Below are 15524 nucleotides of genomic sequence, written 5' to 3' on the forward strand. Positions count from 1 at the left end.
GCGGGAATAGCTCAGTTGGTAGAGCACGACCTTGCCAAGGTCGGGGTCGCGAGTTCGAGTCTCGTTTCCCGCTCCATATTCAACAAAAACGCCGCTCAGCAATGAGCGGCGTTTTTGTTTGCGCGTGATTTTTCAGGCTTCTTATAAAGATAGCATCAGCCTCCCCGCAAACAGAATCAGTACCACGCCCATGGTGCGTTCGAACCAGTGGCCCATCTTCAGGAACGCCTGGCGGATCCGTTCGCTGGAAAACAGCAGGCTGACCAGGATGAACCACAGTGCGTTGACGCTGCACATCCACAGGCCATACAGCGCCTGGATCTTCATTGGCGTCGAGGCGCTGACCACGGTGGTGAAGATCGCCAGGAAGAACAGCGTGGCCTTGGGGTTGGTGGCGTTGGTCAGGAAGCCCACCATAAAGGCCTTGGTCAGGCTCTGCCGCGGGAGCTCGTCGGCGGCTTGATCGAAATCCGCGCGCGCCGCTTGGGCTTTGCTGCGCAGCAGGTTGATACCCAGGTAGAGGATGTAGCCGCCGCCGATCACCTTGGCCACGTTCAGCAACCAGGGCGCGCTGTGCATCAAGGCGCCGACGCCGAGCAGGGTGTAGAGCACGTGCACCGAGATCCCGGCGCCGATGCCGAGGGCGGTGATCGCGCCGATCAGCCGGCCGAAGCGCACGCTCTGGCGGATGGTCACGGCGAAATCCGGGCCGGGGGCGACCACGGCGAGAAAGTGGATGCCTGCCAGGGCGATAAATTCGTTCAGGTACTGGGGATTCATGATGGTTCCAGGGGGAAATGATCGGATGCCGGTTCGGATCGGGTGGGTGTGTCGCCAGTATAAAAAGGCTGCTAGCCTGTGATAATCCGATCAAATCTCAATGGACCTGTGCGTCATGAGCATAAATCCGCCCCTGGCGTTGCTGAGTGAAATGGCGATTTTCGTCAAGGTGGTCGAGACCGGCAGCTTCTCCGAAGCCGCACGCCAGCTCGGTTCCTCGCCTTCAGCGGTGAGTCGCTCGATTTCCCGCTTGGAAAAGGCCTTGGCGACCCGGCTGCTGCAACGCACCACACGCAAATTGCGCCTGAGCGACAGTGGCGAGGAGACCTTCAAACGTTGCCGGGAAATGGTCAGCGCAGCCCGTTCGGTGATGGAGATCAGCGGTCAGTACACCCATGAGGCCCGGGGACTGGTGCGGGTGAGCGTGCCGAAGGCGGTGGGGCGTTTTGTCGTGCATCCGCATATGCCGGAGTTTCTGCGGCGTTATCCGCAGGTGGATGTACAGATGATTCTCGAGGATCGGCCGGTGGACCTGATCGAGGACAATGTCGACCTGATCCTGCGCATCACCGACCATCCACCGGTCGGGCTGGTGGGACGCCAGTTGATGCCCATCGAGCATCTGCTCTGTGCGACCCCGCAGTATCTGGCCGAGCACGGCACGCCGCAGCATCCCCATGACCTGCTGGAGCACAGTTGCATCTATCTGGGGGACACACCCAACGACGCGCGCTGGAAGTTCAGGCAGGGCAGCAAGTCGGTGACCGTCGGGGTGCGCGGGCGTTATGCGGCTAATCACACCGGTGTACGGCTGGATGCGGTGCTGCAGCATATCGGCATTGGCAGCCTGCCGTATTTCACGGCGCGGCATGCGCTGGAGCAGGGCTTGATTGTCCAGGTGCTACCCGCCTGGACGTTTCTGGCGTCCTATCACGGCGGCCTTTGGCTGCTGTATACGCCGACGCCCTACCTGTCGCCAAAGTTGCGGGTGTTTATCGACTACCTGGTGGAGCGCCTGGCCCGGGAGCCGACGTTGCGCAAAGCGTTGTAGGCGCCGGCATGCTGGCAATGGCGGCCGGACAGGCGATGCCTGTTTCAAGGGCTTCATCGCCGGCAAGCCAGCTCCCACAAGGGCCGCATCCAGCCTGGGCGAGCGGTGCGTATCAGTGCTTGCTGTCCTGGGTCGAGAGCGCCAGCAACTGCTTTTCCTGATTCCAGTCGAACGGCTCGTCGTTCTGTTCGGCTTCATAACGGCGCTCTTCCAGCGCCTGGTACAGCTCCAGCTCGTCATCCGGCATGTAATGCAGGCAGTCGCCGCCAAAGAACCACAGCAGGTCGCGTGGCACCAGATGGGCAATTTGCGGATAGCGCAGGATTACCTGGCACAGCAGGTCTTGGCCCAGGTACTGGCTTTCCACCGGCTCGACCGGCAGCTGTGCACGCAACTCATCGAAACGTTCGAGGAACAGCGCGTGACTTTCTTCGGGGACCTGCTCGGCTTCGCCGACGGCGACCAGAATGCTGCGCAGGTGGTCGAGCAGGACCAGGTGATCGGCAACGAGGTTGGACATGACAGGGGTCCTCAAGGGTAAAACGGGCGCGAGAGTATAAGGCTCTCGGCGCCCGTTGTCGTGTCAGGCTATATACCCAGCCGACCTGCCGGCGCTCGGACCCTAGCGAACCTTGCCTTTGCCTGGGCGCAGTTGTTCCTTGCTGAAGTCATCCACATCGATGACCTTGCGCCGGGCGGCTTCTGCCTGGCGCAGGGTTTCGGCTTCGGCGGGTTGCAACACGCCGGCCTCCAGGGCCGCATCGATAGCCGACTCCTCGGCACGCGGCTTGACCTGGCCGCTCTTGAGTGCGCTGTGCAGTTTTTTCTGTAGCTCGTGACTGGCACTCAACAGGTCGTAGGCGTGTTGCAGGGCTCCAACCGGATCGCTTGCCGATTGCGGGCGGTAACAGCCTTCGAGCACGGCTTCCAGCGCCGGGTCGCCCTTGGCCCGACCGAGCACGGCGGCGACTTCGGCATCCAGTTCGTCGGAAGGGCCGGTGTGCCGACGACCGAACGGAAATACCACCGCGCGCAACAGACAGCCAAGCACGCGGTTCGGGAAGTTTTTCAACAATTCGTCGAGGGCCCGTTCCGAGTGCCCGAGGCTTTCTTCCATGGCCCAGGTGAGCAGTGGCTGCAGGTATTCCGGGGAGCCCAGGTCGTGATAACGCTTGAGCGCCGCCGACGCCAGGTACAGATGGCTGAGTACATCCCCCAGGCGGGCCGACAGCCGTTCGCGACGCTTCAGTTCGCCGCCCAGCAGCATCATGCACAGGTCCGCCAGCAGGGCGAACGCCGCCGCCTGGCGGTTCAGCGCGCGGAAATAGCCCTGGCTCAGACGATTGCCCGGCGCCGCCTCGAAATGTCCTAGCCCGAGATTCAGGACCAGGGTGCTGGCGGCGTTGCTGATGGCAAAGCCGATGTGATCGAGCAACAGCTTGTCGAATTCCACCAGTGCCTGCTCGTGATCCTCGCGGGCAGCCAGGGCCATTTCCTTGAGGACGAAGGGGTGGCAGCGAATCGCGCCCTGGCCGAAGATCATCAGGTTGCGCGACAGGATGTTCGCTCCTTCCACGGTGATGAAGATCGGCGCGCCCTGCCAACTGCGGCCCAGGTAGTTGTTCGGGCCCATGATGATGCCCTTGCCGCCGTGCACGTCCATGGCGTGGCCGATGCACTCGCGACCGCGTTCGGTCAGGTGGTATTTGAGAATCGCCGAGAGCACCGAGGGTTTCTCGCCGAGGTCGACGGCATTGGCCGTGAGCATTCGCGCACTGTCCATCAGCCAGGCGTTGCCGCCGATACGGGCGAGGGCTTCCTGGATACCCTCGAAGGCGGCCAGCGGTACGTTGAACTGTTCGCGGACCTGGCTGTACTGGCCGGTCACCAGGCTGGTGAACTTGGCCGCCCCCGTGCCCACTGCCGGCAGCGAGATCGAGCGGCCCACCGACAAGCAGTTCATCAGCATCATCCAGCCTTTGCCGAGCATGTCCTGGCCGCCGATCAGAAACGACAGCGGGATAAACACATCCTTGCCCGAGTTCGGGCCGTTCATGAAGGCGGCGCCCAGGGGCAGGTGGCGTCGGCCGATCTCGACCCCCGGGGTGTCGGTGGGAATCAGCGCGAGGCTGATGCCCAGATCTTCCTCCTCGCCGAGCAGGTGCTCCGGGTCATGGGCCTTGAAGGCCAGCCCCAGCAGGGTCGCCACCGGGCCCAGGGTGATGTAGCGTTTTTCCCAGTTCAGGCGCAGGCCGAGGACTTCCTCGCCTTGCCATTGGCCCTTGCAGATAACGCCGGTGTCCGGCATGGAACCAGCGTCGGAACCGGCCAGCGGGCCGGTCAGGGCAAAGCATGGAATATCGTCGCCGCGGGCCAGGCGTGGCAGGTAATGATTGCGTTGCTCGTCGGTACCGTAATGCAGCAACAGTTCCGCCGGGCCCAGCGAGTTGGGCACCATCACGGTGGAGGCGAGGTCGCCGCTGCGGGTCGCCAGTTTCATCGCCACCTGGGAGTGGGCATAGGCAGAAAAGCCCTTGCCGCCGAACGCCTTGGGAATGATCAGGGCAAAGAAGCCGTGCTGCTTGATGTGCGCCCAGGCCTCGGGCGGCAGGTCCATGGCCTGGCCGATCTGCCAGTCGCTGACCATCGCGCAGAGTGCCTCGGTCGGACCGTCGATAAACGCCTGTTCTTCCTCGCTCAACTGGGCCTTGGGATAGGCCAGCAGCTTGTTCCAGTCCGGACGTCCGCTGAACAGCTCGCCATCCCACCAGACGGTTCCGGCGTCGATGGCATCGCGTTCGGTCTCGGACATCGGCGGCAGGACTTTACGGAACCAGGCGAACAGCGGGGCGCTGAACCGCTTGCGTCGCTGATCGGGCAGCAGCAGCGCGGCCGCGACAACCGCCAGCAACACCCACAGCACCAGCATCAGTGTGCCCGGTGCATGGCCGAACCGGCCCATCGCGATGAGGTAGACGGCGACTATGCCGAGGACGGGAAGCGCAGCGATTCGGCGATGTGCCAGCCAGGCGACGCCGATCACCAGTACCAATATCCACAACAACAGCATATGCAATCCTCCATAAAGATAGCGCCAAGGCATTCCCAGAGCTTAGTCGGCATCCGGTAAACAGGGCATGGGGCAGTGTGTCCAAATCTGTAGGCAGATGCTTGCACGTGCAACGGCCCGGGCGACCGGCTCGAACAGTAAGCAGGCTATCGATAGTGACCGTCCCGTGCGAGTGGAGTTCGCCCATCTTCGTCATGCTTGGCGTCGCGACTGGCCTCATTCGCTCTGCTACTTTCCGCAGGTGCAAGGATTTGAGCCAGGGCTGTTCAGGGGTAGACTGCGTCGGCATTTATCCATAGAGAGGCTGTCATGCTGAAGATCTGGGGTAGGAAAAATTCATCGAACGTCAGAAAAGCTTTGTGGTGTGCCGAGGAGCTTGGCCTGCCTTACGAGTCTCTGGATGCCGGAGGAGCGTTCGGCGTAGTCGATACTCCCGAATATCGTGCGAAAAACCCTAACAAGTTGGTGCCGATGATCGAGGACGGTGATTTCGTCCTTTGGGAATCGAACGCCATCGTGCGCTACCTGACCGCCAAGCATGCCGCCGGCTCCAACTGGTTCTCCAATGATCCGCAGGCGCGGGCCAAGGCGGACAAGTGGATGGACTGGACCACCTCGTCCTTTGCCACACCGTTTCGCGGGGTGTTCTGGGGCGTATTGCGTACCCCCGTCGAACAACAGGATTGGGCTGCGATCAACGCCTCGTTGAAAATCTGCGCCGACCTGCTGCAGCGGGCCGATGCGGCGCTGGCCGAGCAACCCTACCTGTCGGGTGATGAGATCGGCATGGGCGATATTCCCCTGGGCAGCTTTATTTATGCCTGGTTCGAAATGCCCATCGAACGCCCGCCGATGCCTCATTTGAGTGCCTGGTACGAACGCCTGAAGCAGCGTCCGGCCTATCAGCGTGCGGTGATGACCGCGTTGACTTAATAGCCACTATTAACGTCGGTTGCTGTACTTGTGCGGCGAGCCCAAGCAACATGAGGCCGGTTCGCCGCTGTTGTATTCAAAACGGCGTGCCCTTATTTAGTTCTTTCTTCCCTTCTTGGTGCATGAATCCGATATGAGTTCCGCTCTGTCCATCCGGCAGCTAACCAAAACCTACGGCAACGGTTTCCAGGCCCTGAGTGGTATCGATCTGGATGTCGCCGAAGGTGATTTTTTCGCCTTGCTCGGTCCTAACGGTGCCGGCAAATCCACGACCATCGGCATTCTCTCGACCCTGGTGAACAAGAGCGGCGGTACGGTGAAGGTGTTCGGTCACGACCTGGATCGCGAACCCGCCGCACTCAAGCGCTGTATTGGCGTGGTGCCTCAGGAGTTCAACTTCAACCAGTTCGAGAAGACCTTCGATATCGTCGTGACCCAGGCCGGGTACTACGGCATTCCGGCGAAAATCGCCAAGGAACGCGCCGAGCAGTATCTGACCCAGTTGGGCCTGTGGGACAAGCGCGACGTGCCATCGCGGTCGTTGTCCGGCGGCATGAAGCGCCGGCTGATGATCGCCCGGGCGTTGGTGCATGAACCGCGCCTGCTGATCCTCGACGAGCCGACCGCGGGGGTCGACATCGAACTGCGTCGTTCGATGTGGACCTTCCTCACCGAACTGAACCAGAAAGGCATCACCATCATCCTCACCACCCATTACCTGGAGGAGGCTGAGCAGTTGTGCCGCAATATCGGCATCATCGATCACGGCACCATCGTCGAAAACACCAGCATGCGCCAGTTGCTCAGCCAACTGCATGTGGAGACGTTCCTGCTGGACCTGAAGAACGATCTGCAGCACGCGCCGCAGTTGATCGGTTATCCGAGCAAGCTGCTGGACAGTCGCACCCTGGAAGTCCAGGTCGACAAGGCGGCGGGGATCACGGCGTTGTTTGGGCAACTGGCCACGCAGCAGGTCGAAGTTCTGAGCCTGCGTAACAAAACCAATCGCCTGGAGGAGCTGTTCGTGTCCCTGGTGGAAAAAAACCTGTCGAAGGTGGCGGTATGAGTTCGGAACTGCAGCCCAACCTGGTCGCCCTCAACACCATCGTTTACCGCGAAGTCCGGCGTTTTACCCGGATCTGGCCACAGACCCTGCTGCCGCCGGCCATTACCATGGTCCTGTACTTCGTGATCTTCGGTAACCTGATCGGCAAGCAGATCGGCGGGATGGGTGGTTTCACCTACATGGAGTACATCGTGCCGGGGCTGATCATGATGTCGGTGATCACCAACTCCTACGGCAACGTGGTCTCGAGCTTCTTCGGCAGCAAGTTCCAACGCTCCATCGAAGAGTTGATGGTTTCCCCGGTCTCGCCGCATACCATCCTGATCGGCTACACCCTCGGCGGTGTCCTGCGCGGGCTGATGGTGGGGATTATCGTGACCCTGCTGTCGCTGTTCTTCACCCATTTGCAGGTCCATCACCTGGGCGTGACCCTACTGGTGGTGATACTGACGGCAACGATCTTCTCGCTGCTGGGGTTCATCAACGCGGTCTTTGCACGTAACTTCGACGATATCTCGATTATCCCGACTTTCGTGCTGACGCCGCTGACCTACCTCGGCGGGGTGTTCTACTCGATTACCCTGCTGCCGCCGTTCTGGCAGACCGTGTCGCTGGCCAACCCGGTGCTGCACATGGTCAACGCCTTCCGCTACGGCATTCTCGGGGTGTCGGACATCCGCATCAGCGTGGCCATCACTTTCATGGTCGTGGCGACCCTGGCCCTCTACATCGGTTGTGCGCGGTTGCTGGTCAGCGGCCGCGGTATGCGCCAGTAACGGGTTTCATGGATGACGGCGCCGTTCCAGGCGCCGTTTCCATTGCCTGGCCACCCACCAGCGCCAGTAGCTCATGGTCAGGTAATAACCCAAGGCGCCCAGCGCCACTCCCAATACCAGCGAACCGAGCAACAGCGGTTGCCAGAGCGTCGACAGCTGCCCGCTGATCCAGGCCCAGGTCAACTCGTCGGGCAGGCTGCGGGGCGGCACGTGCAGCAACCAGGCGCCGAGTTGGTAGGCACAATAGAAAATCGGCGGAATCGTCAGCGGATTGGTCAGCCACACCAGGCTGACGGCAATCGGCAGGTTGCCGCGCACGAGAATCGCCAGGAGTGCCGCCAGCAGCATCTGCAAGGGCATCGGCATCAAGGCCGCAAACAAACCCACCGCCATGGCCCGCGCCACCGAGTGCCGATTGAGGTGCCAGAGGTTCGGATCGTGGAGCAGCGGACCGAAAAAACGTAAGTGTTTATGTTCCCTGATGCGGGTCGGGTCCGGCATGTAGCGTTTGAATAAGCGACGCGGCATAAGGCTTCTCGGGCGATTCAGGCGGGCAGTATGCCCGGATTTTACGGGCGGCCGATTCAGATTTTGTGACAGTAAATAAAGCACCGTCCGCGTAACCCGGCTATTCCGAGAACTGAATGGGTTCAAGGAGGGGGTTATGCGCACAGGGATGTTGGCGCTGGCGGCGGGGCTTGTGGCCTTGCGTTTCCTGCCACAACTGCCGCCCGGTGGGCTGCTGCTGGTGCTGCCGGTACTCGGCTGGATGCTGCTGCCGTTTCGCACTTATCCCCTGGCGTTGTTTCTGTTCGGCTTCAGTTGGGCCTGTTTCCAGGCACAACGGGGGCTGGATGATCGGCTGGCGACAGCGCTGGACGGTCAGACGCTGTGGGTGGAAGGCCGGGTGGTCGGTTTGCCGCAACGTGACGAACAGGTGGTGCGCTTCGAGCTGGAGGGCGCGACGTCGCGTCGAGCCCGGTTGCCGGCTCGTTTGCGTGTGTCCTGGTTCGGTGGCCCGGATCTGCGCGGTGGCGAGCGCTGGCGCCTGGCGGTACAGCTCAAACGGGGGCATGGCTTGCTCAATCCCGCCGGGTTCGACTATGAGGCCTGGTTGCTCGCTCGCGGCATCGGCGCCACCGGCACGATCAAGGACGGGCAGTTGCTAGCCCCTGCCAGCGGCGGCTGGCGCGATACGCTCAGGCGGCGTTTGCTGCAAGTCGATACCCAGGGGCAGTCGGCAATCCTGGTGGCGTTGGTGCTCGGTGACGGCTCGGGACTGTCGACACAGACCTGGCGCGTGCTACAGGACACCGGCACCCTGCATCTGCTGGTGATTTCCGGCCAGCATATCGGCCTGTTCGCGGGGCTGGTCTACGCTTTGATCGCCGGGTTGGCGCGTTATGGTCTGTGGCCGGGCCGCCTGCCCTGGCTGCCGTGGGCGTGCGCCCTGGCGTTTGCGGCGGCGCTGGGCTATGCGCTGCTGGCCGGTTTCGGCGTACCGGTGCGCCGGGCCTGTGTGATGCTCGCCATGGTGCTGCTGTGGCGTTTGCGTTATCGCCACCTGGGGGCGCTGGTGCCGCTGCTGGCGGCCTTGAACCTGGTGCTGTTGTTCGACCCGCTGGTGAGTCTGCAAGCGGGATTCTGGTTGTCCTTTGCCGCCGTGGCGGTGCTGATCTTCACCTTCAGTGGACGACTGGGCGCCTGGAGCTTCTGGCAGAGCTGGACCCGCGCGCAATGGGTGATCGCCCTCGGCTTGTTTCCCGCATTGCTGTTGCTGGGGCTGCCGGTCAGTCTCAGCGCGCCGCTGGCCAACTGGTTCGCCGTCCCCCTGATCGGTCTGCTGGTCTTGCCCTTGGCTTTGCTCGGCACGCTGCTGTTGCCCTTGCCATGGCTGGGCGAGGGACTGCTGTGGTTGGCCGGCGGCGTGCTCGGCGGGTTGTTTCAAGGGCTTGAATGGCTGGCCGCACAGGTACCGGCCTGGGTACCGGCGGCCGTTCCGTTCTGGGCCTGGGCGCTGAGTGGCCTGGGTATCCTGCTGTTGTTGCTGCCCGCTGGTCTGCCCCTGCGGCCCCTGGGTTGGCCATTGGCGGCGCTGGCGGTGTTTGCGCCTTCGGCGCAGGTGGCGCCGGGCGAGGCCGAGGTCTGGCAACTGGATGTCGGCCAGGGCCTGGCGATCCTTGTCCGAACCCGCCAACACAGTCTGTTGTACGACGCCGGACCGCGCTTTGGCGAGTTTGACCAGGGCGAACGGGTGGTGCTGCCGTCCTTGCGCAAGCTGGGTGTGCGGCAACTCGATACGTTGCTGCTCAGCCATGCCGATGCCGATCATGCCGGCGGCGCCCTGGCCGTACGACGTGGCTTGCCGGTGGGCGAAGTGCTCGGCGGCGACCCCGAGGGCTTGCCCGCGGTGTTGCGGGCCCAGTCCTGTGTCAGCGGCCGGCACTGGCAGTGGGATGGCGTGCGTTTTACCCTGTGGCGCTGGCCTCAGGCCCGGGACAGCAATCAATCTTCCTGCGTCCTGCAGATCGAGGCCAATGGCGAGCGTCTGCTGCTGACCGGCGATATCGATGTCGAGGCCGAGCGGGCCTTTCTCGACAGTCCACTGGCGATCAGTAGCGACTGGCTGCAGGCCCCTCATCACGGCAGCCGCAGTTCCTCGTCGGTGGTTTTCCTGCAACGCTTGTCCCCCCGTGGCGTGCTGATTTCCCGTGGACGCGGTAACGCCTTCGGTCATCCCCACCCGCAGGTCATCGCGCGTTACAAAGCCTTGGACATGGCCATTTTCGACAGCGCGGAACAGGGCGCGCTACGTTTGCTGCTGGGTCGTTTCGACGAACCGCGGGCCCTGCAAGCCGCGCGGCGCTTCTGGCGGCAATAGCCCGGTGTTGTTCAATAACCCTGGGTTATTAAAGTCCTCCGGCATGCGACATCACGATCTTCGGCCCTCGCAACCCCTATGTTAGAGTGGCGCACTTTTTCGAGGGGACTGTCACTGTGTGGGAATTGGTCAAGTCCGGCGGCTGGATGATGCTGCCGATCATTTTGAGCTCCATTGCTGCAACGGGCATCGTCGCCGAGCGCCTGTGGACGCTGCGGGCCAGCCGCGTGACCCCGGAGCATCTGCTCGGGCAGGTCTGGCGCTGGATCAAGGACAAGCAACTGGACAAGGAAAAACTCAAGCAACTGCGCGCCGATTCCCCCCTGGGCGAGATCCTCGCCGCGGGCCTGGCGAACTCCAAGCATGGTCGCGAGATCATGAAAGAGTGTATTCAGGAAGCCGCCGCCCGGGTCATCCACGAACTGGAACGCTACCTCAGCGCCCTCGGCACCATTGCCGCCATGTCGCCCTTGCTCGGGCTACTGGGCACGGTGCTGGGCATGATCGATATTTTCAGTTCGTTCATGAGTACGGGCATGACCGCCAATGCCAGCGTGCTCGCCGGGGGGATTTCCAAGGCGCTGGTCACTACGGCGTCGGGCCTGATGGTCGGGATTCCGGCGGTGTTCTTCCATCGTTTCCTGTTGCGCCGGGTCGATGAACTGGTGGTGGGCATGGAGCAGGAAGCGATCAAGCTGGTCGAGGTGGTGCAGGGCGATCGCGACGTCGACATGCCAGAGGGTAAAGCGTGAAATTCCGCCGCAAGCCCCTGGAGCCCGTGGATATCAACGTGACGTCGTTGATCGACGTGGTGTTCGTCCTGCTGCTGTTTTTCGTCACCACCACCACCTTTACCCGCCAGACCGAACTGCGGGTCGACCTGCCGCAGGCGGTCAGCGGCTCGCCAGCCGAGGACCGTATTCCCAAACAACTGGATATCGCCATCAGTGCCGAGGGTGTCTACACGGTGAACAACCAGCGCCTGCCGAGCAATGACCTGGCCAGCCTGATGGACGCGGTGCAGAAAGAGTCCGGCGGCGATACCAGTTTGCCGCTGTCGATCAGCGCCGACGGCAAGACCCAGCACCAGGCCGTGATCACGGCGATGGATGCGGCCGGCAAGCTGGGCTTCAGCCATTTGCGCATGACCACCGTCGAAGCAGCGCCGGCCCCCTGATGAGCTTCTCCGAGCGCCTGCTCGCCGCCTGGTATGACGGTCATCCGGCGTTGGCCCTGCTGCGCCCGCTGGAGTGGCTGTATCGCCGGGTGGTCGACGGCAAGCGTGCGCGTTTCGTCGCGGGCGAGGGATCGATCTACCAGCCGCCGGTGCCGTTGATCGTGGTGGGCAATATCACCGTCGGCGGCACCGGCAAGACACCGATGATTCTCTGGCTGATCGAGCATTGTCGGCAGCGCGGCCTGCGGGTCGGCGTGGTCAGTCGCGGCTATGGCGCCAAGCCGCCCCAGTTGCCCTGGCGGGTGCGGGCCGACCAGGCGGCGGCGCTGGTTGGTGACGAGCCGCTGTTGATCGTCCAGCGCAATGGCGTGCCATTGATGATCGATCCGGACCGCGGTCGAGCGGTCCGGGCCTTGCTGGCGACGGAAAAACTCGACCTGATCCTGTCCGATGATGGCCTGCAGCATTACCGCCTGGCCCGCGACCTGGAACTGGTGCTGATCGATGCCGCCCGCGGCCTGGGCAATGGCCGCTGCCTGCCCGCCGGTCCGCTGCGTGAACCGATTGAACGCCTGCAAAGTGTCGATGGGGTGCTCTACAACGGCGCCAGCGAAGACCGTAACAACGGCTTCGCCTTTCGCCTGCAACCGACGGCGCTGGTCAACCTGCTGACCGGCGAGCGCAAGCCCGTCGATCATTTCCCCCGCGGACAGGTCGTGCATGCGGTCGCCGGTATCGGCAACCCACAACGTTTCTTCAACACCCTCGAAACGCTACACTGGCAGCCTGTACCCCATGCTTTTGCCGACCATGCCGAGTACAGCGCCGGGACCTTGAGCTTCGAACCGACGCTGCCACTGGTGATGACCGAAAAAGATGCGGTGAAATGCCGGGCCTTCGCGGCGCCCGACTGGTGGTACCTGGCGGTGGATGCGTTACCGTCCGAGGCTTTCACGGCCTGGTTCGACACCCAACTGCTACGCCTGTTGCCCGACCGACTCTTGCCCTAAACCCGTTTTTATCCAGGGAACCTTCATGGACACCAAACTGCTCGACATCCTCGCCTGCCCGATCTGCAAGGGTCCCCTCAAGCTCAGCGCCGACAAGACCGAACTGATCAGCAAGGGCGCGGGCCTGGCCTATCCGATCCGCGACGGCATCCCGGTGATGCTGGAAAGCGAAGCCCGGACCCTGAGCACCGACGAGCGCCTGGACAAATGACCACCCCGTTCGTCGTTGTCATTCCGGCGCGCTTTTCCTCCACCCGCCTGCCGGCCAAGCCATTGCAACTGATCGCCGGCAAACCGATGATCCAGCACACTTGGGAACAGGCGTGCAAAAGCAGCGCCCAGCGGGTGGTAGTGGCCACCGACGATGCGCGTATCGTCGAGGCCTGCCAGGCCTTTGGTGCCGAAGTGCTGCTGACCCGCGAAGATCACGAGTCCGGCACCGATCGGCTGGCCGAAGTGGCCACCTTGCTGGGCTTGGCGGCGGATGCCATTGTCGTCAATGTCCAGGGCGACGAACCGCTGATTCCGCCGGCGGTGATCGATCAGGTCGCGGCCAACCTGGCGGCCCATGACGAAGCGCGCATGGCCACCCTGGCCGAACCGATCCATGACCTGGAAGCCCTGTTCAACCCGAATGTGGTCAAGGTGGTCAGCGACATCAATGGCCTGGCCCTGACCTTCAGCCGGGCGACCCTGCCCTGGGCGCGGGATGACTTTGCCGTCAGTCGCGAGCAACTGCCACAAGGCGTGCCTTTCCGCCGTCATATCGGCATCTACGCCTATCGCGCCGGCTTCCTGCATGACTTCGTCAGTTGGGGCCCGTGCTGGCTGGAAACCACCGAACGCCTGGAGCAACTGCGGGCGCTGTGGCACGGCGTACGGATTCACGTCGCCGATGCCCTGGAGGCGCCACCTACCGGCGTCGATACCGCGGAAGACCTCGATCGCGTTCGTCGTCTGCTGGAGGCTTGATGCGGGTTCTGTTTGTCTGCCTGGGCAATATCTGTCGTTCGCCCACGGCCGAAGGTGTCTTGCGGCACAAATTGCGTGAGGCCGGCTTGGCCGAGCAGATCGAGGTGGCCTCCGCTGGCACCGGTCCCTGGCATGTCGGCAAGCCGCCGGACACTCGCAGCCAGCGGGCGGCGCGGATGCGCGGCTATGACCTGTCGGCCCAGCGCGCCCGGCAGGTCGGCGCGGCGGATTTCAACCGCTACGACCTGGTCCTGGCCATGGACCAGAGCAATCTGCGTAACCTCAAGTTACTGCAACCGCCCCAGGGCAAGGCCGAACTGGACCTGTTCCTGCGCCGTTATGACGGTGAGGTCGAGGAAGTGCCGGACCCGTATTACGACGAAGAACACGGTTTCGAGCAGGTGCTGCACCTGATCGAACAAGCCTGCGATCGGTTGGTGATCGAACTCAAGGGGCGTCTATGACCCTGCAAGTGCAAGCCGGGGTGTCCCTTAAACCCTACAACAGTTTTGGCGTCGATGTCCGTGCGCAGTGGTTCGCCGAGGCCCATAGCGATGCCGATGTCCATGAGGCCCTGGCCTATGCGGCGCAGCAGCAATTGCCGCTGCTGGTGATCGGTGGCGGCAGCAACCTGCTGTTGACCGCGGATATCCAGGCACTGGTGTTGCGCATGGGCACCCGGGGGATTCGGCGGCTGCACGATGACGGCATCAATGTCGTGATCGAAGCCGAGGCCGGCGAACCCTGGCATCCGTTTGTGCTGTCGACCCTGGCCCAGGGCTGGTCGGGTCTGGAAAACCTCAGCCTGATTCCCGGTACCGTCGGCGCCGCACCGATGCAGAACATCGGCGCCTACGGGGTCGAGATCAAGGATGTGTTTGCGGGCCTGACCGCCCTGGATCGTGAAACTGGCGAGCTGCGCGAGTTTTCCCTGCAAGAGTGCCAGTTTGGTTATCGCGACAGCCTGTTCAAGCACGCCGCCGGGCGCTGGTTGATTCTGCGGGTGCGCTTTGCCTTGAGTCGCGTCGAGCATTTGCACCTGGGTTACGGCCCTGTGGCCACGCGCCTGGCCGAGCAGGGAATCAACCAGCCGACCGCGCTGGATGTGAGCCGTGCGATTTGCAGCATTCGCAGCGAAAAACTGCCGGACCCGGCGGTGTTGGGCAATGCCGGCAGCTTTTTCAAGAACCCGCTGGTTTCAGCGGCATTGGCCGCCGAACTGAAGTCGCTGCATCCTGGCCTGGTGAGTTATCCACAGGCTGACGGTCAGGTGAAACTGGCGGCGGGTTGGCTGATCGAGGCGGCAGGCTGGAAGGGCTTTCGCGATGCAGACGCAGGGGTGCATCGCTTGCAGTCGCTGGTGCTGGTCAACTATGGCGCGGCGAGCGGCCTGCAATTGCTGGCGCTGGCGCGGCGGATTCAGGCCGACATTTTGCAACGCTTTTCCGTTGAGCTGGAAATGGAGCCGAATCTCTACTGAAGCTATGCTCTTAGCGATAGCGGTGGCATATTCACTATCGTCAACGCTCGGTGTTTCGCCGCATTCTGTCGTCGTACGCGAAACCCTGTAGGAGCCGGCTTGCCGGCGATAGCGCTGCGGCATTCACCGCCGTTATCACGGACAAGCCCGATTCAGAGCGATCCAGCGTACACCTGGCTTTTTTCCGAATACGGCTTTCCCTTCGCCGGCCAACGGCGTAAAAACAGATCCCATGAAAGGCCCGATGAAGCGTTCGCTTCATGAGAGAGCCCCTTAGCCTGAGTCGATCCGCCCCGTGTCGAACCGTGGCATTCAACGGCGGATGGCT

16 protein-coding genes and 1 tRNA gene are annotated in these 15524 nt (G+C 62.7%); 13 read left to right on the plus strand and 4 right to left on the minus strand.

The genetic code is table 11. The features are described from left to right. Window positions 1-76 (plus strand) — tRNA-Gly (locus AC07T0_RS25740). 65 nt (window positions 77-141) lie between these two features. Here the strand turns inward: AC07T0_RS25740 and AC07T0_RS25745 are convergent. Next, a complete protein-coding gene (locus AC07T0_RS25745) occupies window positions 142-780 on the minus strand; it encodes a LysE family translocator (RefSeq protein ID WP_495003831.1) in 639 nt (212 codons plus the stop codon). Between the two features lie 115 nt (window positions 781-895). Here AC07T0_RS25745 and AC07T0_RS25750 point away from each other — a divergent pair, with 115 nt between their 5' ends. After that, on the plus strand, window positions 896-1831 hold the full coding sequence (locus tag AC07T0_RS25750) for a LysR family transcriptional regulator (RefSeq protein ID WP_495003832.1): 936 nt from the start codon (window positions 896-898) through the stop codon (window positions 1829-1831). Between the two features lie 112 nt (window positions 1832-1943). Here the strand turns inward: AC07T0_RS25750 and AC07T0_RS25755 are convergent, their stop codons facing one another. After that, complete coding sequence (locus tag AC07T0_RS25755) at window positions 1944-2351, minus strand: PA2817 family protein (RefSeq protein ID WP_100940784.1); 408 nt, start codon at window positions 2349-2351, stop codon at window positions 1944-1946. A gap of 102 nt (window positions 2352-2453) precedes the next feature. Further along, window positions 2454-4901, minus strand: a complete 2448-nt coding sequence (locus tag AC07T0_RS25760) for an acyl-CoA dehydrogenase (RefSeq protein ID WP_495003833.1) — start codon at window positions 4899-4901, stop codon at window positions 2454-2456. 309 nt (window positions 4902-5210) lie between these two features. Here AC07T0_RS25760 and AC07T0_RS25765 point away from each other — a divergent pair, with 309 nt between their 5' ends. The 3 genes from AC07T0_RS25765 to AC07T0_RS25775 all read left to right on the plus strand — a co-directional run bounded on the left by AC07T0_RS25765 (window position 5211) and on the right by AC07T0_RS25775 (window position 7676). Then, window positions 5211-5834, plus strand: coding sequence for a glutathione S-transferase (locus AC07T0_RS25765; RefSeq protein ID WP_495003834.1), 624 nt, complete (start codon window positions 5211-5213; stop codon window positions 5832-5834). Window positions 5835-5967: 133 nt separating this feature from the next. After that, the gene (locus tag AC07T0_RS25770; protein WP_495003835.1) at window positions 5968-6900 is read left to right on the plus strand and encodes an ABC transporter ATP-binding protein; all 933 of its coding nucleotides are present in this window, start codon (window positions 5968-5970) and stop codon (window positions 6898-6900) included. Continuing rightward, window positions 6897-7676: an ABC transporter permease gene (locus AC07T0_RS25775; RefSeq protein WP_442438809.1), complete on the plus strand. Its 780-nt coding sequence runs from the start codon at window positions 6897-6899 to the stop codon at window positions 7674-7676. The genes AC07T0_RS25770 and AC07T0_RS25775 overlap by 4 nt, the downstream gene beginning before the upstream one ends. Window positions 7677-7682: 6 nt before the next feature. On the opposite strand, the gene AC07T0_RS25780 is transcribed toward AC07T0_RS25775, so the two are convergent. Then, window positions 7683-8204, minus strand: a complete 522-nt coding sequence (locus AC07T0_RS25780; RefSeq protein WP_495003836.1) for a DUF2062 domain-containing protein — start codon at window positions 8202-8204, stop codon at window positions 7683-7685. Window positions 8205-8340: 136 nt separating this feature from the next. On the opposite strand from AC07T0_RS25780, the gene AC07T0_RS25785 reads away from it, so the two are divergent. From AC07T0_RS25785 to murB, 8 genes are all read left to right on the plus strand, one after another. After that, window positions 8341-10557: a DNA internalization-related competence protein ComEC/Rec2 gene (locus AC07T0_RS25785; protein ID WP_495003837.1), complete on the plus strand. Its 2217-nt coding sequence runs from the start codon at window positions 8341-8343 to the stop codon at window positions 10555-10557. A gap of 116 nt (window positions 10558-10673) precedes the next feature. Next, complete coding sequence (locus AC07T0_RS25790) at window positions 10674-11309, plus strand: MotA/TolQ/ExbB proton channel family protein (RefSeq protein WP_495003838.1); 636 nt, start codon at window positions 10674-10676, stop codon at window positions 11307-11309. Next, window positions 11306-11734, plus strand: coding sequence for an ExbD/TolR family protein (locus AC07T0_RS25795; RefSeq protein ID WP_495003839.1), 429 nt, complete (start codon window positions 11306-11308; stop codon window positions 11732-11734). Before AC07T0_RS25790 ends, AC07T0_RS25795 begins: the two co-directional genes overlap by 4 nt. Continuing rightward, the gene (lpxK, locus tag AC07T0_RS25800; protein WP_495003840.1) at window positions 11734-12744 is read left to right on the plus strand and encodes a tetraacyldisaccharide 4'-kinase; all 1011 of its coding nucleotides are present in this window, start codon (window positions 11734-11736) and stop codon (window positions 12742-12744) included. The genes AC07T0_RS25795 and lpxK overlap by 1 nt, the downstream gene beginning before the upstream one ends. A 25-nt stretch (window positions 12745-12769) precedes the next feature. Next, on the plus strand, window positions 12770-12955 hold the full coding sequence (locus AC07T0_RS25805; RefSeq protein ID WP_007931663.1) for a Trm112 family protein: 186 nt from the start codon (window positions 12770-12772) through the stop codon (window positions 12953-12955). Further along, window positions 12952-13716, plus strand: coding sequence for a 3-deoxy-manno-octulosonate cytidylyltransferase (gene kdsB, locus AC07T0_RS25810; protein ID WP_495003841.1), 765 nt, complete (start codon window positions 12952-12954; stop codon window positions 13714-13716). Before AC07T0_RS25805 ends, kdsB begins: the two co-directional genes overlap by 4 nt. Then, window positions 13716-14180, plus strand: coding sequence for a low molecular weight protein-tyrosine-phosphatase (locus tag AC07T0_RS25815; RefSeq protein WP_495003842.1), 465 nt, complete (start codon window positions 13716-13718; stop codon window positions 14178-14180). The genes kdsB and AC07T0_RS25815 overlap by 1 nt, the downstream gene beginning before the upstream one ends. Then, window positions 14177-15196, plus strand: a complete 1020-nt coding sequence (murB, locus tag AC07T0_RS25820; protein ID WP_495003843.1) for a UDP-N-acetylmuramate dehydrogenase — start codon at window positions 14177-14179, stop codon at window positions 15194-15196. The genes AC07T0_RS25815 and murB overlap by 4 nt, the downstream gene beginning before the upstream one ends. Window positions 15197-15524 lie beyond the last annotated feature (328 nt).

This window comes from Pseudomonas sp. GW821-FHT04D07, from assembly GCF_059420225.1.